The 19,521-nt window shown below is 57.9% G+C and carries 20 protein-coding genes; 18 read left to right on the top strand and 2 right to left on the bottom strand.

Annotated features, from left to right (window positions below; translation table 11 throughout):
• The first annotated feature begins 22 nt into the window (after positions 1-22).
• The 7 genes from rnr to tnpC all read left to right on the top strand — a co-directional run bounded on the left by rnr (position 23) and on the right by tnpC (position 7,175).
• A complete protein-coding gene (gene rnr / locus ACQE3D_RS08560; protein WP_427551616.1) occupies positions 23-2,350 on the top strand; it encodes a ribonuclease R in 2,328 nt (775 codons plus the stop codon).
• A complete protein-coding gene (gene rlmB, locus ACQE3D_RS08565; protein WP_064030794.1) occupies positions 2,347-3,090 on the top strand; it encodes a 23S rRNA (guanosine(2251)-2'-O)-methyltransferase RlmB in 744 nt (247 codons plus the stop codon). The genes rnr and rlmB overlap by 4 nt, the downstream gene beginning before the upstream one ends.
• A gap of 4 nt (positions 3,091-3,094) precedes the next feature.
• Complete coding sequence (locus ACQE3D_RS08570) at positions 3,095-3,373, top strand: c-type cytochrome (protein WP_071159739.1); 279 nt, start codon at positions 3,095-3,097, stop codon at positions 3,371-3,373.
• Positions 3,374-4,666, top strand: a complete 1,293-nt coding sequence (locus ACQE3D_RS08575) for an FCSD flavin-binding domain-containing protein (RefSeq protein WP_427551618.1) — start codon at positions 3,374-3,376, stop codon at positions 4,664-4,666.
• Positions 4,667-4,850: 184 nt separating this feature from the next.
• Complete coding sequence (locus tag ACQE3D_RS08580) at positions 4,851-5,258, top strand: transposase (RefSeq protein ID WP_231883784.1); 408 nt, start codon at positions 4,851-4,853, stop codon at positions 5,256-5,258.
• The gene (gene tnpB / locus ACQE3D_RS08585) at positions 5,234-5,584 is read left to right on the top strand and encodes an IS66 family insertion sequence element accessory protein TnpB (RefSeq protein ID WP_313727828.1); all 351 of its coding nucleotides are present in this window, start codon (positions 5,234-5,236) and stop codon (positions 5,582-5,584) included. Before ACQE3D_RS08580 ends, tnpB begins: the two co-directional genes overlap by 25 nt.
• 31 nt (positions 5,585-5,615) lie before the next feature.
• A complete protein-coding gene (tnpC, locus tag ACQE3D_RS08590) occupies positions 5,616-7,175 on the top strand; it encodes an IS66 family transposase (RefSeq protein ID WP_313728405.1) in 1,560 nt (519 codons plus the stop codon).
• A gap of 659 nt (positions 7,176-7,834) precedes the next feature.
• Here tnpC and trxB read toward each other — a convergent pair.
• Positions 7,835-8,791, bottom strand: a complete 957-nt coding sequence (gene trxB, locus ACQE3D_RS08595) for a thioredoxin-disulfide reductase (protein WP_064030885.1) — start codon at positions 8,789-8,791, stop codon at positions 7,835-7,837.
• A 299-nt stretch (positions 8,792-9,090) separates the two neighbouring features.
• On the opposite strand from trxB, the gene ACQE3D_RS08600 reads away from it, so the two are divergent.
• The 4 genes from ACQE3D_RS08600 to ACQE3D_RS08615 all read left to right on the top strand — a co-directional run bounded on the left by ACQE3D_RS08600 (position 9,091) and on the right by ACQE3D_RS08615 (position 12,852).
• The gene (locus ACQE3D_RS08600) at positions 9,091-11,403 is read left to right on the top strand and encodes a DNA translocase FtsK (RefSeq protein WP_427551619.1); all 2,313 of its coding nucleotides are present in this window, start codon (positions 9,091-9,093) and stop codon (positions 11,401-11,403) included.
• Positions 11,400-11,588: a hypothetical protein gene (locus ACQE3D_RS08605; protein WP_427551620.1), complete on the top strand. Its 189-nt coding sequence runs from the start codon at positions 11,400-11,402 to the stop codon at positions 11,586-11,588. Before ACQE3D_RS08600 ends, ACQE3D_RS08605 begins: the two co-directional genes overlap by 4 nt.
• A 168-nt stretch (positions 11,589-11,756) precedes the next feature.
• Positions 11,757-12,026: a SemiSWEET transporter gene (locus tag ACQE3D_RS08610; protein WP_064030789.1), complete on the top strand. Its 270-nt coding sequence runs from the start codon at positions 11,757-11,759 to the stop codon at positions 12,024-12,026.
• A gap of 19 nt (positions 12,027-12,045) precedes the next feature.
• Positions 12,046-12,852 (top strand): GntR family transcriptional regulator, encoded by an 807-nt coding sequence (locus ACQE3D_RS08615; RefSeq protein ID WP_427551622.1) that lies wholly within the window; start codon positions 12,046-12,048, stop codon positions 12,850-12,852.
• Here ACQE3D_RS08615 and ACQE3D_RS08620 read toward each other — a convergent pair whose 3' ends face one another.
• A complete protein-coding gene (locus ACQE3D_RS08620) occupies positions 12,853-13,794 on the bottom strand; it encodes a ribokinase (protein ID WP_427551624.1) in 942 nt (313 codons plus the stop codon).
• Positions 13,795-14,014: 220 nt separating this feature from the next.
• Here ACQE3D_RS08620 and ACQE3D_RS08625 point away from each other — a divergent pair, with 220 nt between their 5' ends.
• The 7 genes from ACQE3D_RS08625 to ACQE3D_RS08655 all read left to right on the top strand — a co-directional run bounded on the left by ACQE3D_RS08625 (position 14,015) and on the right by ACQE3D_RS08655 (position 19,381).
• Positions 14,015-14,803 (top strand): hypothetical protein, encoded by a 789-nt coding sequence (locus ACQE3D_RS08625; RefSeq protein ID WP_427551626.1) that lies wholly within the window; start codon positions 14,015-14,017, stop codon positions 14,801-14,803.
• Positions 14,804-14,882: 79 nt separating this feature from the next.
• Positions 14,883-15,725: a hypothetical protein gene (locus ACQE3D_RS08630; RefSeq protein ID WP_064030787.1), complete on the top strand. Its 843-nt coding sequence runs from the start codon at positions 14,883-14,885 to the stop codon at positions 15,723-15,725.
• A 177-nt stretch (positions 15,726-15,902) separates the two neighbouring features.
• Positions 15,903-16,439, top strand: a complete 537-nt coding sequence (cobO, locus tag ACQE3D_RS08635; protein WP_427551627.1) for a cob(I)yrinic acid a,c-diamide adenosyltransferase — start codon at positions 15,903-15,905, stop codon at positions 16,437-16,439.
• A gap of 67 nt (positions 16,440-16,506) precedes the next feature.
• A complete protein-coding gene (locus ACQE3D_RS08640; protein WP_064030785.1) occupies positions 16,507-16,917 on the top strand; it encodes a ketosteroid isomerase-related protein in 411 nt (136 codons plus the stop codon).
• A gap of 104 nt (positions 16,918-17,021) precedes the next feature.
• Positions 17,022-17,384 carry a hypothetical protein gene (locus tag ACQE3D_RS08645; protein ID WP_064030784.1) on the top strand — a complete coding sequence of 121 codons (363 nt, stop codon included), beginning with the start codon at positions 17,022-17,024 and terminating at the stop codon, positions 17,382-17,384.
• 255 nt (positions 17,385-17,639) lie between these two features.
• Positions 17,640-18,623, top strand: a complete 984-nt coding sequence (locus ACQE3D_RS08650; RefSeq protein ID WP_427551628.1) for an ABC transporter ATP-binding protein — start codon at positions 17,640-17,642, stop codon at positions 18,621-18,623.
• Positions 18,620-19,381 (top strand): ABC transporter permease, encoded by a 762-nt coding sequence (locus ACQE3D_RS08655; protein WP_064030782.1) that lies wholly within the window; start codon positions 18,620-18,622, stop codon positions 19,379-19,381. The genes ACQE3D_RS08650 and ACQE3D_RS08655 overlap by 4 nt, the downstream gene beginning before the upstream one ends.
• Positions 19,382-19,521: the final 140 nt, after the last annotated feature.

Below are 19,521 nucleotides of genomic sequence, written 5' to 3' on the forward strand. Positions count from 1 at the left end.
CCGACACCGAAACGACTACTCAATGACATCCAATTCCGATCAGCCCACTGATTCCAAAACGTTCGTCGATCCTTACGCCGAGCGCGAAGCCGAAAAATACGAACATCCCATTCCCAGCCGCGAACTGATACTGCAGCTGGTTCAGCAAACCGGCAAGCCGTTGCGGCGTCAACAAATCGCTCAACAATTCGGGTTAGAGTCCGCCGACGCTCTCGAAGCCCTGCGCCGGCGCTTGCGCGCGATGGAACGCGACGGCCAGTTGGTATTCAACAGCCGGCAAAAATACATGATCGGCAACGGTCAAAACTTGATTAACGGGCGGGTACTCGGTCATCCCGAGGGTTTCGGCTTTCTGAAACCGGAAGACGGCAGCGACGATTTGTTTTTGTCGCCCAGGGAAATGAAGCCGCTGATGCACAACGACAGGGTCGCGGTTAGGGTAACCGGCATCGATCGCAAGGGGCGCCGCGAAGCCGCCGTCGTTGATATTCTGGAACGCAATACCCACCAAGTGGTCGGCCGGTTCTTCACCGAGGGCCGCGTCGCTTATGTGGTGCCGGATAACAAGAAAATCATTCACGAGGTTCTGATCGCCAAGGAGGATGTCGGTGGCGCCAAAAACGGCCAGATCGTCGTCGCCGAAATCGTCCAGCAACCCAGCGCGCACTACCAGCCCTTGGGGCGGGTTGTCGAAGTGTTGGGCATGCATATGGCACCCGGCATGGAAATCGAAATGGCGATCCGTTCGCACGAGCTACCCAACCATTGGCCGGAGGCTTTGCTGGCCGAGATTGGCGGCTTGCAGGCGGAAGTGCCGGAATCGGCCAAGCAGGGCAGGGAAGACGTCCGCCACCTGCCGTTGGTGACGATAGACGGCGAGGACGCCCGCGATTTCGACGACGCGGTGTATGCCCAAAAAACCAAGAAAGGCTGGAAGTTATTGGTGGCGATCGCCGACGTATCGCACTACGTCAAGGTGGGTACCGCGCTGGACGACGAAGCCAAAAACCGCAGCACCTCGGTGTATTTCCCGGAAAAAGTCATCCCGATGCTGCCGGAGATTTTGTCCAACGGCTTGTGTTCGCTGAATCCCAAGGTGGATCGGCTATGCATGGTTTGCGAGTTGCTGATCGGCGAGGACGGCCTAGTGGTGCGTTCGCGGTTTTTCGAGGCCGTGATGCGTTCCCATGCCCGGCTAACCTACAGCGAAGTCGCAAAAATACTGGTCGACGGCGATCAAAAACTGGCCAAGAAATACGCGGATTTGGTGCCGCATCTGCAAACGCTGTACAGCCTGTACCAGGCCATGCGCCGGCAACGCGAATTGCGCGGGGCGATGGATTTCGACACGCAGGAAACCAAGATCGTGTTCGGGCCCGAGCGCAAAATCGCCGAGATCGTGCCGCTGGTCCGCAACGACGCGCATAAATTGATCGAAGAATTCATGATTACCGCCAACACCGCGGCGGCCAAATTCCTAACCCGCAAAAAGTTGCCGCGCCTGCTGAGGATACACGACGGCCCAGGCCCAGAGAAATTACTAGCGCTGAAGACCTTTTTGAACGAGCTGGGTCTGCATCTCGGCGGCCACGCTCAACCGACCCCGCTGGATTACATGCACTTGCTGGAATCGGTGGCCGGCCGCACGGATGCCCACCTGATCCAGACCATCTTGCTGCGCTCGATGTCGCAAGCGGTGTACAGCCCGGAAACCAAGGGTCATTTCGGCTTGGCGCTCGACGCTTACGCGCATTTCACATCGCCGATCCGCCGTTATCCGGATTTGCTGGTGCACCGGGCGATCCGCCACGCACTGGCCGGCAAGGCGCCGGACAGTTTTGCCTACAACTACGCCGACATGATGGCGCTGGGCGAGCACTGTTCCGCCAACGAGCGCCGAGCCGACGACGCCACCCGCGACGTGATTAGTTGGTTGAAGTGCGAGTATATGATGGACAAGATCGGCGAGGAATTCGCCGGAGTGATTTCGTCGGTCACCGGTTTTGGGTTTTTCGTCGAATTGCAGACCGTTTACGTCGAAGGCCTGGTGCATATCGCCTCCTTGCACAACGACTATTTCCAGTTCGATTCCGGCAAGCATCAGCTTTACGGCGAACGCACCGGCGTGCGCTACCGGCTGGGCGACGCGGTGCGCATCCGTGTGGTACGGGTCAATTTGGACGACAAAAAGATCGACTTCGAATTGATTCAGACCGGCAAGAAGGCCGAGAACGCCAAACCCAAAAAGGCCAAATCCAGCAAAGCCAAAACGACCGAGGGCAAAGGTAAGTCCGCCAAGTCCGAACCCGCCAAAAAATCTACCCGATCCAGACGGCGCCGTAAATCATGAGTTTGACTCAGCTTTTCGGCGTGCACGCCGTGCAGGCCGCCTTGGAACATTCTCCAGACAAAATCCGCCGCGCCTGGATCGACGGCCAACGCCAGGATGCCCGCTTGAAACCGCTGCTCGACGCGTTGGCGGAGTTGGGTGTCAATCCCGAGAAAACCGAGCGCAAAAAGCTGGAGCGGATGGCCGACGGCAAAAATCACCAAGGCATCGTGGTCGCGGTCGAATTGCCGGCGATGCGCAGCGAAGATCAGCTAAAACAGGATTTCGACGCGCTGACCGAAACGCCGTTTTATTTGATTCTGGATCAAGTCCAGGACCCGCATAATCTCGGAGCGTGCTTGCGTACCGCCGACGCGGTGGGCGTGCATGGCGTTGTAGTTACCAAAGACAATGCCGCCGGCATCACGCCGACCGTGTGCAAGGTAGCCAGCGGCGCGGCCGAGACGGTGCCGGTCTATCAGGTTACCAATCTGGCTCGGGTGCTGCGCTGGTTCAAGGACCAAAATGTTTGGATCATGGGTGCGGCCGGCGAAGCCGAGCAAACCGTCTACCAGATGAAACTGGATATGCCGCTGGCTTTGGTGATGGGCGCGGAAGGCAGCGGTTTGCGCCATCTGACCCGCCAGCATTGCGACTTTCTGGTAAAGATACCGATGGTGGGCCAAGTGGAAAGCCTGAATGTATCGGTCGCGACCGGCGTGTTGCTGTACGAGGTTTTCCGGCAAAAAGCCGCGAACTAAGCGAATGCGGGCGGCTGTCGGCTTACTGCTGCTAGTGTTGACCACCGCCGCGCGCGCCGATTTCGCCGCCGAGGCGATCGCCGCCAATTGCACGATCTGCCATCCGCGAGAGGACGGCGACGCCGGCATGCCCGCGCTGGCGGACCAGTCGGCTGAAAAACTTCGTCAGTCTTTGCTGGATTTCAAATACGACCGCAAAACCGCGACTTTGATGAATCGGATCGCCAAAGGCTACAGCGACACCGAATTAGCGGTGGTGGCCGATTACCTGGGAAAACGCTAGATGGCGGACTGGTCGCGCCGACGATTTCTGCGAACTGGTGCCGTCGCGACGGCCGGCTCGCTGAGCGCCTGTCAAACATGGACGATCGGCGGCGCGGCAAGGGCGCATGTCGTGGTCGTGGGCGGCGGCTTTGCCGGCGCCACCGCCGCCAAGTTCCTTCGCGTGTTCGACCCGACGATCGACGTCACCTTAATAGAACCCAAATCCGCTTATATCACCTGTCCGGCCAGTAACTGGACTTTGGCCGGACTGTTGAAACCGGCGCAGTTGCAAGTCGATTATCGGGCCTTGGTCGATCATTACCAAGTTCGCCTGATCGGTGACCGAGTGGCCGCGATCGACGCCGACCGGCGCAAACTGGTGCTGGCCGATGGCGATAGCTTGCGCTACGACCGGTTGGTGTTGGCGCCCGGCATCGATTTCGACTGGCAAGCCATCGCTGGCTACGATGCCGAAATGGCCGAGCGTTTTCCGCACGCCTGGCAAGCGGGCCCGCAGACCGAATTGTTGCTTCGCCAAATCCAGGCGATGCCCGACGGCGGCCGGGTGCTGATCTGCGCGCCGCCCGATCCCTACCGTTGTCCGCCCGGCCCCTACGAGCGGGCCAGCCTGATCGCGTTCTGGCTGAAGCAATTCAAGCCGCGCGCCAAGGTGGTGATACTCGATCCCAAACCGAGCTTCTCCAAACAAAAATTGTTCGAATCCGGCTGGCGCCGGCATTTCGGCTACGGCACGCCGGCCGCGAGCATCGAGTGGCTGTCGATCGCCAACAATCCGGTAGTGCGCTTGGAGGCCGCCGGTCGAGCGGTACTCACCGATTTCGGCGACCGCTTTACTGGCGACGTGCTGAACATCATTCCGCCGCAACGCGCCGGCCGCATCGCCGCCCAAGCCGGCTTGACCGACAGCGGTGGCTGGTGCCCGGTCGATCCTTGGACCAGCCGTTCGCGCTTCAACGAATTCATTCACGTAATCGGCGACGCCGCCGACTACGCGCCGATACCCAAGTCGGCCTTCGCCGCCAATTCCGAAGCCAAGGTCTGCGCGCGGGCCGTGGTCGATTTGCTGAACGGCCGCCCGCCAACCGAGCCGCATTGGCTGAACACCTGCTACAGCCTGATCGTGCCGGACCACGGCATTTCGGTGGCGATGGTATACGGGCTAAACGCCGGCCGGATTGCCCCGGTGCCCGGCGCCGGCGGCGTCAGTGCCGATAGCCCCGCAGCCGCCGCATTGGAAGCCGGCTATGCCGTCGCGGCCTACCGCAACCTCAGAAAGGACAGTTTCGAGTGAGCGGGGCGCCTGATCGCTCAACGGTTTTGGCTGCACGACCGTCAACGTGATGAAACCGACGCCGTTTACACCGGACACGCCGTTACTCCTTTACTGGTTAACAGTAAGCGGTCCTTTAACAGCATCTGTATAAACAGCTCGAAAGGAACGAAGATAGTGTCCACTTATAATCAGGTGGACACCTATGAAGGAGCATAACACGCGATTATCGCGGCCATTAATCGTGGGGCACGGGCGAGACGGCCGTTGCCTTTATGATCCGGAAGCCAAGCGGGAGCTAGTGAAAGTTTGCTTGCATTCGGGCACATCGGTTGCCAAGATCGCTCTGCAATACGGTATCAATGCCAATCTGCTGCGCAAGTGGATGGGGCATTACCGAGAAACAGGACATCCGAATCCGAACAGTCCATTAACGTTGCCGGCTTTTGTGCCCGTTCAGTCGCTGAGCGCAGAGAAACCGGCTGAGTCAGCGCTCAGTGCGGAGTTGCCCAACGGCGTTAAACTCGCGTTACAGCCTGTCGCACTGAGCGACCTGCCGGTGATTTTGAAGGCGTTGGCCGAGCTGCCATGTTTCGTTTCGACGCAGGATTGAAGGTCTACCTGCACCGCGAGCCGGTCGACGGCCGCAAGGCCATCAATGGTTTAGCGCTGCTGGTTGAGCAGGCATTAGGCTTGAATCCGTTCGAGCCGGCCATCTACGTGTTCAGCAACCGCCGGCGGGATCGGATCAAACTGCTGTTGTGGGACCGCACCGGTTTTTGGTTGATGCTCAAGCGGCTGGAAGCCGACCGTTTTCACTGGCCGAAAGAGGCAGCAGTTGTGATGTTGACGGTCGAGCAACTCCACTGGTTGTTAGCCGGTATTGACTTGGCCGCGATGCGGCCGCATCCGGCACGAACCTATACCCAAGTGGGCTGAAACGCGGATGTAAAGCCGGTAAAATAACGGCATGACGCCCACCATCACGCTGTCCACCGAAGACTACCAAGCCTTGCTGGCCGAGCAGCAACGGCTGGCGAGTCAACTGCGGTTGGTGACGGTCGAGCGGGATTTATTGAAAGAACGTGTGGATGCCTTTCTGCATAGGCTGTATGCCGCAAAATCCGAGGCGCGGGCCAATCCGGCCCAGCGCGACCTGTTCCTGAACGAAGCCGAAGTGTTGGCGCCGAACGGTGCTCCAATCGCCGAGGAAGCCACGCCCGAAGCGGTCGAGGTGGCCGGTCACCGCCGTAAGAAACGCGGTCGCAAACCGCTCGATCCGCATCTGCCGCGTGAGATCGTGCGCCATGAATTAGCGGAAGCCGAACGCATCTGTGCGCATGACGGTACTCGTCTGGTGGAAATCGGCGCTGAAATCAGCGAGCAGCTCGACATCGTGCCGCAACAGGTGCGAGTCATTCAACATCACCGCGTCAAATATGCCTGCCCGTGCTGCGATGAAAGCATTCGCGTGACGCCGGCACCGGTTCGCATCATCCCCAAAGGCTTACTCACCGAAACGGCATTAGCCTGGGTCGTCACCGCCAAATACCAGGATAGCCTGCCGCTGTATCGGCAAGCCGCGCTGTTGAGCCGTTTCGGCGGCGATCTGTCGCGCAACACGCTGGCGGCTAGCATGGTGCGGGTTGGCGACGCAGTGCAACCCATCATCAACTTGCTGCGCGACCATCTGCTCGATGCCGATCTGATCCTGGGCGACGAAACCGTGGTTCAAGTGCTCAAAGAATCCGGCCGAGCCGCGCAAAGCAAAAGCTATCTGTGGGCACAAATGACCGGCTCCGGACCGCCGATTCGGCTGTTCAGCTACACGCCGGGGCGCGGCGGAACGCATGCGCAGCCGTTGTATGAAGGCATCAAACCCGGCGCGGTACTGATGAGCGACGGCTATGAGGTGTATAACGCCATTGCAGCCAGCCGGGGTGCGATTCACCTCGGCTGTTGGGCGCATGCGCGGCGTTATTTTGTCGAGGCCGAAGCCGCCATTCCTAAAGCCGCGCGCGGCCCGGAGCAACTGGCGACGCAGTTTATCGCGGCGATGGGTGAACTGTACGCGATTGAAACTCAGACGGAAGACCTGAGCGTCGAACAGCGTGGGCAGCGGCGCCAGGAGCAAAGCCGACCGGTTTTGGTCAAAATCGAAGCCCTGCTGCTACAACATCTGCATGCGGTAATCCCCGGTAGTTTGCTGGGCAAGGCTTTGCATTACTTGTCATCGCAGTGGTCCAAACTGATCCGCTTCGTCGACAACGGCGCTTGGCCCATCGACAACAACCTCTGCGAAAACGCCATACGCCCCTTCGTGGTGGGCCGCCGCAATTGGTTGTTTTGCGATACGGTGGCCGGCGCCCGTGCCAGCGCTAATCTTTACTCGTTGATCGAAACCTGCAAGGCCAATAGCGTCGACCCTTACACCTATCTGGTCGATCTGTTCCGAAAGCTTCCCACCGCAAAAACTGTCGAAGAGTTCGAAGCGCTGTTGCCTTGGAATCTCGACGCCCTAACGGACTAATCGCACGCCAACGGTTAAGTCATTGTCCGTTTCAGTTCTAGTGCGTCCTTCAAAGATCGCTTACGGTTAACATCGCCAATAACGTCAGTTACCGCGACTGAATGTAATCGCATTGATGCCGGCGCTTTTATACTGAAGATAAAATTGGACAATTTCGGATGGATGGTTTTTCTGACGAACCTCTGTTGCCGGGGAGTCGCTATTTTTGCGAAAGATTTTTCGGGCATCCTGGGCCGAAAAATCAGGTAAAAATGACGCGACCGCTTATGCCTGCTACGGCCTCGATTCGTTCGTCGCGTCGTTTCGACCCGACAAGGGGTCGAAACATAGGTTCTCGCATGACTTGACGGCGTTTCGCGAGGCTTTTCTCCGCTTCATTGCGAAAACCCGCCTGATGCTATGCCTATTGAGAACTAAAAATCTTCACTTCGCCTTCGCTCCGTTTCCAAGATTTTCAGCGAATGATTTGCTGCTGCCAGCGGTAATCCCAAAATGTGCGACAGCCAGTAGTTACGTTGCCATTTTCGGCCTGTCCCCCATGATACCAGTCGCCAATAATGCCAGGGTGAGTGGTCTTCGGGCGCTTAAGTCGGAGGCCAAGTTCCGGCTATCCCTGCCGGAACGGTGTGCTTTTCAAAGCGGGGCGATCGGAAGTGGCTTTAGCCGGTTAGTTCGTCCAGGTACTTTTCGGCATCCAGCGCGGCCATGCAGCCGGCACCGGCCGAGGTGATCGCCTGTTTGTAGTGCGAATCCATCACGTCGCCGGCCGCGAATACGCCCGGTACGTTGGTCGCGGTGGCGTTGCCGTGTATGCCGCTCTTGACGACGATGTAGCCGTGGTCCATCTCCAGTTGACCGGTAAAGATGTCGGTATTCGGCGTATGGCCGATCGCGATGAATACGCCGTGTACGTCGATATCTTTGGTGCTGCCGTCGGCCGTGCTTTTGATGCGAATGCCGGTCACGCCCATGTCGTCGCCCAGGACTTCGTCGAGCTGGTAATTCCATTCGATTTTGACGTTGCCGGATTTGGATTTCTCGATCAGTTTGTCCGACAGAATTTTCTCGGAGCGGAACTTGTCGCGGCGGTGAACCACGATCACCTCCGAGGCGATGTTGGCCAGATACAAGGCTTCCTCGACCGCGGTATTGCCGCCGCCGATCACCGCGACCGGTTTGTTGCGGTAGAAGAAACCGTCGCAGGTCGCGCAGGCCGAGACGCCGCGGCCCTTGAAGTCTTCCTCGGACGGCAGGCCCAGATATTTTGCAGAGGCGCCGGTAGCTACGATCAGTGCGTCGCAGGTGTAAACGCCGGAGTCGCCGGTCAGCGTGTACGGTTTTTTCGACAGGTCGGCGGTGTGGATGTGGTCGAAGATCACTTCGGTATTAAAGCGTTCGGCATGGCGCAGCATCCGATCCATCAATTCCGGTCCTTGCACGCCGTCTACGTCGCCGGGCCAGTTGTCGACCTCGGTGGTCGTGGTTAGCTGGCCGCCTTGTTGCATGCCGGTGATCATCACCGGATTCAGGTTGGCGCGGGCGGCGTAGACGGCGGCGGTGTAGCCGGCGGGGCCTGAGCCCAGGATTAACAATTTGCAATGTTTGGCTTCGGCCATGTTAACGGTCTCCATTGAGTCGGGTGGGGGATGATCGGATTATAAGGGTTATTGGCAGGTGGCGAAACCGCGGTTTTGCTGGGTTTGCCGCGGGCGGAACCGACGCGGGGTCAGCGGCGGCTATCGGCCGTTAGGTTTTCGCGAAACTCGGCGTATACTGAAATCGCTCGGAGAGACTTCCGCGTGGTTAGTCCGTTTTGGGGCCGATTGCTTGGGGCGGTTGCGGGCAATCTAATGTGGTCTCGACGTTTATCATCTATAATCCTGTTTTGGGACGCTTTTATTGAGAGCTTTTAGTCATGGTTGCCGTTGTTGAAGAAAAAGCCGCGCGAGGTTATCGCGAAATCGCCTTGCTGGGCTGCACCAGTTGCGCGTTGTTTTTCCTGATTGCACTATTGACGTTTAGTTCCAACGATCCCGGCTGGAGCCACAGCACGTCTTATCAACAAATCGCCAATGCCTGCGGCCTATTCGGCGCGTGGTTGGCCGATTTCGTGTTGAGTTTTCTCGGCTTGATGGCCTACCTGATTCCGGTGATGATTTTTTGGTACGGATTCATACTGTTTCACGGCGGCAAACAGCAGCCGGGCGGCCAGTGGCTGATTGCGATGCGCTGGAGCGGGTTTCTGGCGACAATGCTATCCGGTTCGGCGATTTTATTCTTGCATCTGCATTTCCTGCGCACCAAGGTCGATCTGCCGGAAAGTCCCGGCGGTATTCTGGGCAGGGAAATCGGCGACGCGCTGGTGCATCTGCTAGGGAATTCCGGTTCGACCTTGTTGCTGCTGGCGATCTTCATGACCGGCGTGACCCTGTTCACCGGCTTGTCCTGGCTGATGATGATGACTTTGATCGGCAAGGGCGCGATGGCCGCTTGTTCGGTGGTGGGCCGTCAGGCGGTGGCCGCGCCCGGCCGTTATCGCGGCGAACGGCCGGCGACCGAGCGTCCGGATCGTCCGGAAATTCAGCGCAAAGCCAAACCAGCCGACGCCGGCAAAGCCGAAGAACGTACCGCCCGCAAACCGCAGATTCAGGTGGTCGAAACTCCGCCTACCGCGCCAGCGGCCGTCAAGCCGGCCCGCCGCAAGGACGCCAAGCCGCTGGAGAATTACGAACCCGGCGAGTTTTTGAACGCCTTGCCACCGCTATCCTTGCTGGAAAAACGCGACATCAAGGTTAAGCGTTATTCCAAAGTCGAGTTGGAAGAAATTTCCCGGCAGGTCGAGGATGTATTGCAGGATTACGGCATCGCCGCCGAGGTCGAGGCCGTGTTGCCCGGCCCGGTGATTACCCGTTTCGAACTGCGTTTGGCGGCCGGCGTTAAGGTCAGCCGGATCAGCAGTCTGGCCAAGGATTTGGCACGTGGCCTGTCGGTGACCAGCGTGCGTATCGTCGAAGTGATCGAGGGCAAGTCGGTGATCGGCTTGGAGATTCCGAATCAGGAACGCGAGATGGTGTCCTTGCGCGATTTGCTGGTGTCCGACGAATTCGACCGCGCCAAATCCAAATTGACGCTGGCGATGGGTAAGGATATTTCCGGCACGCCGGTAGTCGCCGATTTGGGCAAAATGCCGCATGCGCTGGTGGCCGGTACCACCGGTTCCGGTAAGTCGGTGGCGATCAATACGATGATTTTGAGCCTGGTCTACAAAGCCAAGCCGGAAGACGTGCGCTTGATTATGATCGACCCGAAAATGCTGGAATTGTCGGTTTACGAAGGCATTCCGCATTTGCTGACGCCGGTGGTCACCGATATGAAGGACGCGCAAAACGCCTTGCGTTGGGCTGTCGCCGAGATGGAGCGCCGGTACAAATTGATGTCCAAGGTCGGCGTGCGCAATCTGGCCGGCTACAATCATGCGGTTCGGGAAGCCGACGCCGCCGGCCAACCGCTGCGCGATCCGCTGTTTTACCCGCAAACGCCGATTCCAGCCGACGACTATCCGTTGTTGACCACCTTGCCCAGCATCGTCATCGTCATTGACGAGCTGGCCGATATGATGATGGTGGTCGGTAAAAAGGTCGAGGAATTGATCGCCCGGCTGGCGCAAAAAGCTCGGGCCGCCGGTATTCATTTGATTCTGGCGACTCAGCGCCCGTCGGTGGACGTGTTGACCGGCTTGATCAAGGCCAACGTGCCGACCCGGATCTCGTTCCAGGTGTCGTCGCGGATCGATTCTCGGACCATCATCGACCAAGGCGGCGCCGAAGCCTTGTTGGGTAACGGCGACATGCTGTTCCTGCCGTCGGGTACCAGCATTCCGCTGCGGGCGCACGGCGCCTTCGTCGACGACCACGAAGTCCATGCCGTCGTCGAGTTTTTGAAGAAAACCGGGCCGACCAATTATCTGGACGAAATCACCCAGGAACGCACCGACAGTGGCGAAATCGCCGGCGAGGGCGGCGAGGGCGGCGAAACCGATCCGCTGTACGACGAAGCGGTGGCTTTCGTTACCGATTCGCGCAAGGCGTCGATTTCCAGCGTGCAACGCCGCTTCAAAATCGGTTACAACCGGGCGGCGCGGATTATCGAGGAGATGGAAAACGCCGGCGTGGTGACGCCGCCGGAAACCAACGGTAGCCGCGAAGTGCTGGCGCCGCCGCCGCGATGAGTCCCGCCATCGCCGGCTTTCTGGGCGTGGCCGGCTTTGCCTGTTTGGCGGGCTGGTTGATTGTCCGGCGCAAACCGGTCGAAACCGCCGTTAAAGTCATGATGTTTTTCGGCTATTTCTGGTTGGTGGCGTTTTCGCTGCTGGTGCTGCTGGCCGGTGCTTATTATCTCCGGGAGTTTCTGTAATATTTCGCACGACCGGTTTTCAGTTCGTTTTCCGGCCGCCCATTTAAATTCAAGACCGTGGCCGCGGTGTTCGCGGTTTAAATTTACGCCCGAGTTTGTCTGTCCGTCGTAGGATTCAAGCCGCGTTTCCCAACCAACACTCCACTAAGTTCTAAACCGTAAGTTGCCATGGCATTTTCCTACGAATTCATCGGCTATCTGGCCGCGATGCTAACCACGCTGTCGTTTTTACCGCAAGCGATCATGACGATCAAAACCCGCGATACCGGTTCGCTATCGCTGGGCATGTACAGTATGTTCACGCTGGGGGTATTGATGTGGTTGATCTATGGTTTGTACTTGCGCAATGTGGCGATTATTGCCGCCAATGCGGTGACCTTAGTCTTGGCGGCGTCGATATTGTTGGTCAAAGTGCAAAACCTGCTAGGCAAACGCTAAGTATCGGGAGGCTCGAACGGTGGCAATCGCGTCCGACGGCATCAGTACCGGTTCTTTGGCCGCCAACGACAGTGCGGCCTTCATCGAGAAAATTCGTCCGAATGCCGGCGTATCGGAGCCGGTATACAAGCAATTGCAAAAACGCATCGCCGACATGATTCAGTCCGGCGAATTGGAAGACGGCTTCAGTTTGCCGTCCGAGCGCGCGTTGGCCGAAGCCTTGGCGCTGAGTCGGACCACGGTCAGACGCTGCTATGAAGAATTGCGGGCGCAGGATCGCATCGCCAGCCACGGCCGTTCCGGCGCCAAAGTCAAGGCGCCGGCGCGCATCAATCCGGAGATGGGGAAGTTGAAAGGCTTTACCGAGGAAATGCGCGAGCTCGGCATCACGCCGTCCACCCAAATCCTGGAACACCGGGTCGTTGTCGATCGAACCATCGCTTCGCTATTCAATCGGCCGGCATCGGCGCGGTTTCTACGTTTGGTGCGGGTGCGCCTCGGCGACGGCATGCCGCTGTCGCGCGAAGTGGCCTGGTACGATTTAACCGTGGCACCGGCGCTGGCCGATTGGGATGGCGAAGGTTCAGCCTACCAGTATTTGGAGTCCGCTTGCGATTTGGGTTTGGTGCACGCCGAGCAAACCATCGAGGCGGTGCTTTGCGACGATGTCGAAGCGGCGGTGTTTGGGTTTGTCGAGCCGGCACCCTGTTTGCTGCTAAAACGGAAAACCCACGCCGACAACGGCCAGATCGTCGAATATGTCGAAGGCACTTTTCGCGGCGACGCCTACACCTATCGGGTCAATCTAAAAATTCGGCCGGACTAATTAGTTTATTGGTATCGGATTGGTCGCGATAAAGGGCTCGATCTGAGCGCCGGTCGGCAAACTCTTTAGGACGCCTGGGCGGGCCGCGACCCAAGCGCCGCACGCGCTAGCCTTGAACAGCGCGTCCTCCGCCCGATGCGTTTCCAACCAACCGATCGCCAATCCGGCATTGAAGGCGTCGCCGGCTCCGGTGGTATCCACTGCAACGATAGGCCAGGCCGCTTGCCGGCAGACGCGGCCGTCACTCAAAGCCACGCAACCCTGGCCACCTAAGGTGACGATCAGCAATTTGCCGGACCAGCCGATCCGTTTTGCCCAGGTCGCCAATTCAAGTAGGCATTGCGCCGGCTCTATCCCGTCATTGTTGAGATTAAACAAATGGGCGGCTTCGGTTTGGTTCAGCACCAGAATGTCGGTCAACGCCAATATTTCAGGATCCAGCGCTCGCCACGGCGACGGATTCAACATCGTTGCCATGCCGCGTTGGCGGGCGATTTCGAATCCCGCGCGGATCGGCGCGTCCTGAATTTCGAATTGGGCATACATCAACGCCAAACCGGGCAGGGCGACGATGGCTTGCCGGACGTGGCCGGCGTCCAACAGCGCGTTGGCGCCGGGATAGACCGCCAGAAAATTCTCGCCGCTCGGGCCGATAAAGCCCACGCCAAATCCCGAGCTATCGCCAATCCGCAATAGCCAGTCCACATTCATGCCTTCGGCCATCAAGCATCGCGACACGCTGTCCGCCGCTGCGTCGCGCCCTAGCGGCAGTAGCAGACTTACTTCGGCGCCGAGTCTATGTAAGCCGACGCCGACGTTGAAACCCTTGCCGCCGTGTTCGGAAAGCAAGCTCTCGGCCGCCAGGGATTCGCCGGGCGCCGGCAAATGTTCGACGTTCAGGCAATGGGCCTGGACGTAACTGCCTAACACCAGGATGGACACGCTTACTCCCCAGCAGCAAAAGAATCCATGAAATATTACCGGATCGAAATCAATAATCCACGATTGACACCGAAATTTGTAACTGGTATTTCTATGGTATCTAAAATAGATACCAAATTGAGTGATAAAGTCGCGACGATATGTCAAATTCGTAGCGCTTAATCGCGCGGTGGCTTTTCGCTTCCATTCAACCGTTAACGGTTATACCAAGGGCAATACGATGAGACTCAAACAGACCGTACTCGCAATTTCCATCCTGAGTTTGATGGCCTTCAATCACGGCGCCGCGGCCGGCAGCGCCAGCTCGACCGCGGAGGTCAGCGTGGACTGGCGTAGTTTTCGCGTGACGTCCGGCACCGATGTCAACGCCGGAATCGCTTGGTACGACAGGTCGTCGCGCGTGGATACGCGCATGGAGACCCCTTACGGCGATGGCACCTATTCATCCGATTGGGTGACGCCGTTAACCAGCCTGCAAACAGGGAGCGGGATTCGTTCCCTGATCTCGAAAGCCGATGTCGATCCGGACTTGCTGCATGCCTATTCCCAGGACAGCGATCCGGCCTATGGCGACGCGGTGGCGACCGAGAGCTATCGCACCGGCAGTTTCACCGGTTCGGGAACGGGGGCGACCACATTTTCGGTCGATTACAGTATGAGTATCGGCTTGGTGCCGGGCAGCGGGATGAATGATGTCGCGGCGGCTTGGGTGTTGCTGGTGGTCAACGATTTCGGCGACCCCAACCAGGCTATGTCCAGCCGTAAGGATCTATTCCTGAACGCCAATCTGGTCGGACACGTGCCGACCCAGGCGTCGGGGACCTTATCGGTCACTCTACCGACCACGAGTATCGGCCGCATCTCCTTTAAGGTGACTAGCCACGCCTATGCGAACGTCTCGGGCGTTTCTCAAGTGCCGCTACCGGCCTCGGCCTGGTTGTTCGGATCGGCACTATTGGCGCCGGGCTGGCTTCGTCTCCGGCAGCGTTCAACATCCGTGCGGATTTGATGCACCCGAAATCCTTACTCGCATACGCCTTGTCGGCCATCCCATCTCCAATTACTAACCATCAATACCGAGGTAATTTATGAATCGCTTTGTGCTTTTGTTGCCGTTGTGCGCCCCATTCGTTTACGCGCCGGCCGCTAATGCCTACAACACTTCGTTAACCGTGACGGCTAGCGCCAACGCCGCCTATGGCAGCCCGTCCTACGATTCCGACTTCAAGGTGATAGATAACGTTAACGGCCCCTCCGCGTACGCGGTGGATGCGCTGTATCAAGTACCCGATCCGAGGAGCGGTCCAGGCTCGAACCTTGAAACGTATCGCTCGTCCGCCAGCGGCTTCGTCAGCGCCGGTATCTTGAAAGCCACCGCCAACGCCAGCGCGACCGCGTATGCCGCCAATGTCGCCAGCGGTAGCAGCAAGGTATCGTTTTCCGATCACTTTAGCGTGGCGGGACCGAGCGGCCGCAATATCGATTTGACCTTGACGTATCTGGTATCCGGGGGATTGTCCGGTTCGGCGACCGCTCGCGGCAGCGTCCAACTCGGTACCGGCGATAGCATCTCGTTCTCCGAGAATGGATACACGCCGCGCAGTTTCAACTGCTCTTGGACGCCGTCTTGCACCGGCGTCGCGACGTTTTCGGTGCCGGTGAATACGTTGATTTCGCTGGATGCCTTCCTGGAAGTGGGCGCGAGCGCCAGCAGCTACTTCAAACCCACGGCGACCCAATCGTCCGCCAATTTCGGGAGCACCGGATTGGTGTATTTGGGGATTGCCGACAATCGTTATCAGTTGCTGACCGACAGCGGATACGGTTATGCGCCGGTGCCGCTACCGGCCGCGGTTTGGCTGTTTGCCGGCGGATTGGCGCTATTCGGAACCTTGGTCAGCGACAAACGACGAGTCACCCAGGCACTTTAGAGCGCCGGCGGTCGCTGGCTAGATGGGTTTCTCTGTCGGATGTTTGGCGTTGGTTTTGTTCGGTTTCCATTCGTGAGCAGCTCAAGCGTTAGCCGGTAGCTTAGTCCGTCCCGCGCCGTTTAATTGTTACAATGCACGTGAACCCTGGCGTCGCCGGGAGATCACGAAGCAGAGACCATGAAAACCAGAGATAGAAGACAGGGTGTGGTGTTGGTCCACACCGGCGAGGGCAAGGGCAAATCCTCCAGCGCGTTCGGGATGGTGTTCCGCGCGGCCGGTTGGGGCATGAAGGTTTGCGTGATTCAATTCATCAAGGGCCAATGGCAGACCGGAGAGCAACGCGCGGCCGAACGTTTCGACAATATCGAGTGGCACGCGTTGGGCGACGGCTTCACCTGGGATACCAAAAATCCCGAGCAGGACATCAAGACGAGCCGCGACATTTGGGAATTCGCCAAGCAAAAAATCCTTTCGGAAGCGTTCGATTTGGTCATTCTCGACGAAATCAATTATTGCTGCGGCTACGGCTGGATCGGCGGCCCGGAAATCGCCGATTTCATAAAAAACCAAAAACCGGCTTGGTTGCATTTGGTGTTGACCGGCCGCAACGCGGCCCCGGAAGTGATTGCGGTCGCCGATACCGTCACTGAAATGACCCGGATCAAGCATGCTTACGAAACCGGCATCAAAGCCGAGCAGGGCGTCGAATTTTAAGCTGAAAAAAAAGCGGTTTTCTGGCAGAATCGCCGGCTTTTCAACACCTTTCCCGACGGGTAATGCCATGCAAAAGCAAGCGATCGAATTGATTCAGAACTACTACCAAGCGTTCAACAATGGCGACATGGACCGCTTTCTGAGCCTGCTGACCGACGATGTCGTGCATGACATCAACCAAGGTGATCGCGAAACCGGTAAGGAAGCCTTCGGTCAGTTCATGCAAAAAATGAATCACCACTACAAAGAGCAACTGGTGGACATGGTGGTGATGGCCAATGAAACGGGTACCCGCGGCGCGGCCGAGTTCGTCGTTTTGGGCGAATACCTGAACACCGACGAAGGTCTGCCGGAAGCCAACGGCCAGACCTATCGCTTGCCGGCCGGCGCATTTTTCGACATTCGCGACGGTAAGGTCGCCCGTATCACCAACTACTATAACCTGGGCAATTGGATAGAACAGGTCGACCCGCAATAACGGCGGTCGACTTCGATTGCCGCTGCCAGCCATTTAGCATAGAATCCGAAGGGCAATACTTCGGATTCGCCGAAAATAATTACAATAGAGAGAGGAGAGCTACAATGGGTGAGACACAGAAATTGATGATCGCTATGGTAGGCGTATTCGTGGTCGGCTTCATATTGGTCGGCGTCAGCAAGGATCAATCCAACGAAGAAAAAGAGGCGGCGGCGCAAATCCGCGCCCTGGTGGCGATGCAGGAAATGGCCAACCAAAAATGCCCGAAACTGATCGAGAACAAAACCGGCACGCAAGTGTTCTTTCCGTCCAAGACCTCCACGGATAAGGCTACTTACGTGACGATGGAATGGGTCGGCGAGAAAGACTCCAATTTTAAAACCGCGTCCTGCACCTTGCACTTGTCGCTGGGCGGCGTTTCCAAGCTGATTATCGACGACCAAGTCTTGATCGACAAAAAACTCTGATTCGTAACGTTGGCTGTCGAGCGCCGCTCGACGGCCAACATCATCGTTCCGCTTGTCTCTCGATGAGTTGCGGTCTGTTTTCTTCCCAAGACGCGCCGGTTGCGGTGCGAATCGTCAGGCAGCCTAAGGTGTTGAATTCGCTGCAACCTCTTCCTTCGATCTGATCGGTTGACCGCCGCTTCGCTAAATTGCCGGAACCCGGAAGCGGAATCACTGGTCGATTGCCTTCCCAACCACTTTCCATCGAACCGATCCATGCCACGGACCTTGCCCAACATCCCGCCGCCGGAAGCCCAGTCCCCCAACGTTATCGTGGCCGTGCGCGGCGTCAATAAAGTCTATGCCGGGGGTTTTCAAGCCTTAAAGAATGTCGATCTGGATATCCGCCGCGGCGAAATATTCGCGTTGCTCGGTCCGAACGGGGCCGGCAAAACCACGCTGATCGGCATCATTTGCGGTATCGTTAAAGCCTCGGCCGGCAGCGTCGTCGCCGACGATCACGATATCGCCCGCGATTATCGGGCGGCGCGGGCCAGCATTGGCCTGGTGCCGCAAGAACTGCATACCGATGCGTTCGAGTCGGTGTGGGCCACGGTCTCCTTCAGTCGCGGCTTGTTCGGCAAGCCCCCCGACCCCGGCTACATAGAAAAGATCTTGCGTGATCTGTCGTTGTGGGACAAGCGTAACGAAAAAATCATGGCCTTATCCGGCGGCATGAAGCGGCGGGTGCTGATCGCCAAGGCGCTGTCCCACGAACCGTCGATTCTGTTTCTGGACGAGCCTAGCGCCGGTGTCGATGTCGAGCTCAGGCACGATATGTGGCGCATGGTGCGCGCATTGCGCGAGCGCGGCACCACCATCATTTTGACCACCCATTACATCGAAGAGGCCGAAGACATGGCCGACCGCATTGGTGTCATCAGCAAGGGCGAACTGATCGTGGTCGAGGATAAAGCCGTCTTGATGCGCAAGCTCGGCAAAAAACAATTGACGTTAACGCTGCGCTTGCCGATAGACGAGCTTCCCGCCGGCTTGAGTCACTGGCCGCTGGAAATCGCCGAGAGTGGCCTGGCTTTGGTTTACAGCTTCGATAGTCAGACCGAGGAGACCGGGATTGCCGAACTGCTCAACGCGTTGGCCGAGCACGGCATCGAATTCAGGGATCTGCGCTCCAGCGAAAGCTCGCTGGAAGATATCTTCGTCAGTCTGGTTCACCAGCCCAAGGAGGCTAGCGCATGAACGTTTACGGCATTCGCGCGATTTACCGTTTTGAAATGGCGCGCACGTTTCGCACACTGGCCCAGAGCGTTGCCGCGCCGGTGCTCACCACGTCGCTGTACTTCATCGTGTTCGGCAAGGCGATCGCGTCGCGGATGGGCGACATCGACAGCGTCAGTTACGCTGCCTTCATCATTCCGGGTCTGGTGATGCTGAATTTGCTGAACGAGAGCATTTCCAACGCTTCATTCGGTATTTTCATGCCTAAATGGGCGGGTACGATTTACGAATTGCTGTCGGCGCCGGTGTCCTGGATCGAAGTATTGCTCGGCTACGTCGGCGCGGCAGCGACCAAATCGGTGATGCTGGGTTTGCTGATTTTGGCGACGGCCCGTTGTTTTGTGCCTTACGACATTGCTCATCCGCTGTGGATGGTCGGATTTCTGTTACTGACGGCGATTACCTTTAGCTTGTTCGGCTTTATCATCGGTCTTTGGGCCGACAGTTTCCAGAAATTGCAAGTGGTGCCGATGTTGGTCGTCACGCCGTTGACCTTTCTGGGCGGCGCGTTTTACTCGATTAACATGCTGCCGCCGCTGTGGCAGAAGATTTCCTTGTTCAACCCCGTGGTCTACTTGATCAGCGGTTTTCGCTGGAGTTTCTATGGTGTTGCCGACCTTAACGTCGGGGTCAGTATCGGAATGATTTGCGGTTTACTGGTGATTTGTCTGAGCTTCGTCTGGTGGGTCTTCAAGAGCGGCTACAAAATCAGACATTAATCGCGGGGGCGAGATACGCCGGATTTAGGCTGAAAATAGCGAGTTTGTCTTAAACAAGTTATAGTCTGTGGTGAATCCGCTGGGGCGTTAGATGCGCGTTTGGCGACACGCATCTCTCGGTCCCGCTGGCGGCACGTGCC

It is taken from the genome of Methylomonas sp. MS20 (assembly GCF_050275925.1).
GTDB classification, from domain to species: Bacteria; Pseudomonadota; Gammaproteobacteria; order Methylococcales; family Methylomonadaceae; genus Methylomonas; species Methylomonas koyamae_A.

Coding starts and splice junctions, on each gene's coding strand:
- rnr (WP_427551616.1), top strand. CDS start 23: ATGACATCCAATTCCGATCAGCCCACTGATTCCAAAACGTTCGTCGAT.
- rlmB (WP_064030794.1), top strand. CDS start 2,347: ATGAGTTTGACTCAGCTTTTCGGCGTGCACGCCGTGCAGGCCGCCTTG.
- ACQE3D_RS08570 (WP_071159739.1), top strand. CDS start 3,095: ATGCGGGCGGCTGTCGGCTTACTGCTGCTAGTGTTGACCACCGCCGCG.
- ACQE3D_RS08575 (WP_427551618.1), top strand. CDS start 3,374: ATGGCGGACTGGTCGCGCCGACGATTTCTGCGAACTGGTGCCGTCGCG.
- ACQE3D_RS08580 (WP_231883784.1), top strand. CDS start 4,851: ATGAAGGAGCATAACACGCGATTATCGCGGCCATTAATCGTGGGGCAC.
- tnpB (WP_313727828.1), top strand. CDS start 5,234: ATGTTTCGTTTCGACGCAGGATTGAAGGTCTACCTGCACCGCGAGCCG.
- tnpC (WP_313728405.1), top strand. CDS start 5,616: ATGACGCCCACCATCACGCTGTCCACCGAAGACTACCAAGCCTTGCTG.
- trxB (WP_064030885.1), bottom strand. CDS start 8,791: ATGGCCGAAGCCAAACATTGCAAATTGTTAATCCTGGGCTCAGGCCCC.
- ACQE3D_RS08600 (WP_427551619.1), top strand. CDS start 9,091: ATGGTTGCCGTTGTTGAAGAAAAAGCCGCGCGAGGTTATCGCGAAATC.
- ACQE3D_RS08605 (WP_427551620.1), top strand. CDS start 11,400: ATGAGTCCCGCCATCGCCGGCTTTCTGGGCGTGGCCGGCTTTGCCTGT.
- ACQE3D_RS08610 (WP_064030789.1), top strand. CDS start 11,757: ATGGCATTTTCCTACGAATTCATCGGCTATCTGGCCGCGATGCTAACC.
- ACQE3D_RS08625 (WP_427551626.1), top strand. CDS start 14,015: ATGAGACTCAAACAGACCGTACTCGCAATTTCCATCCTGAGTTTGATG.
- ACQE3D_RS08630 (WP_064030787.1), top strand. CDS start 14,883: ATGAATCGCTTTGTGCTTTTGTTGCCGTTGTGCGCCCCATTCGTTTAC.
- cobO (WP_427551627.1), top strand. CDS start 15,903: ATGAAAACCAGAGATAGAAGACAGGGTGTGGTGTTGGTCCACACCGGC.
- ACQE3D_RS08640 (WP_064030785.1), top strand. CDS start 16,507: ATGCAAAAGCAAGCGATCGAATTGATTCAGAACTACTACCAAGCGTTC.
- ACQE3D_RS08645 (WP_064030784.1), top strand. CDS start 17,022: ATGGGTGAGACACAGAAATTGATGATCGCTATGGTAGGCGTATTCGTG.
- ACQE3D_RS08650 (WP_427551628.1), top strand. CDS start 17,640: ATGCCACGGACCTTGCCCAACATCCCGCCGCCGGAAGCCCAGTCCCCC.
- ACQE3D_RS08655 (WP_064030782.1), top strand. CDS start 18,620: ATGAACGTTTACGGCATTCGCGCGATTTACCGTTTTGAAATGGCGCGC.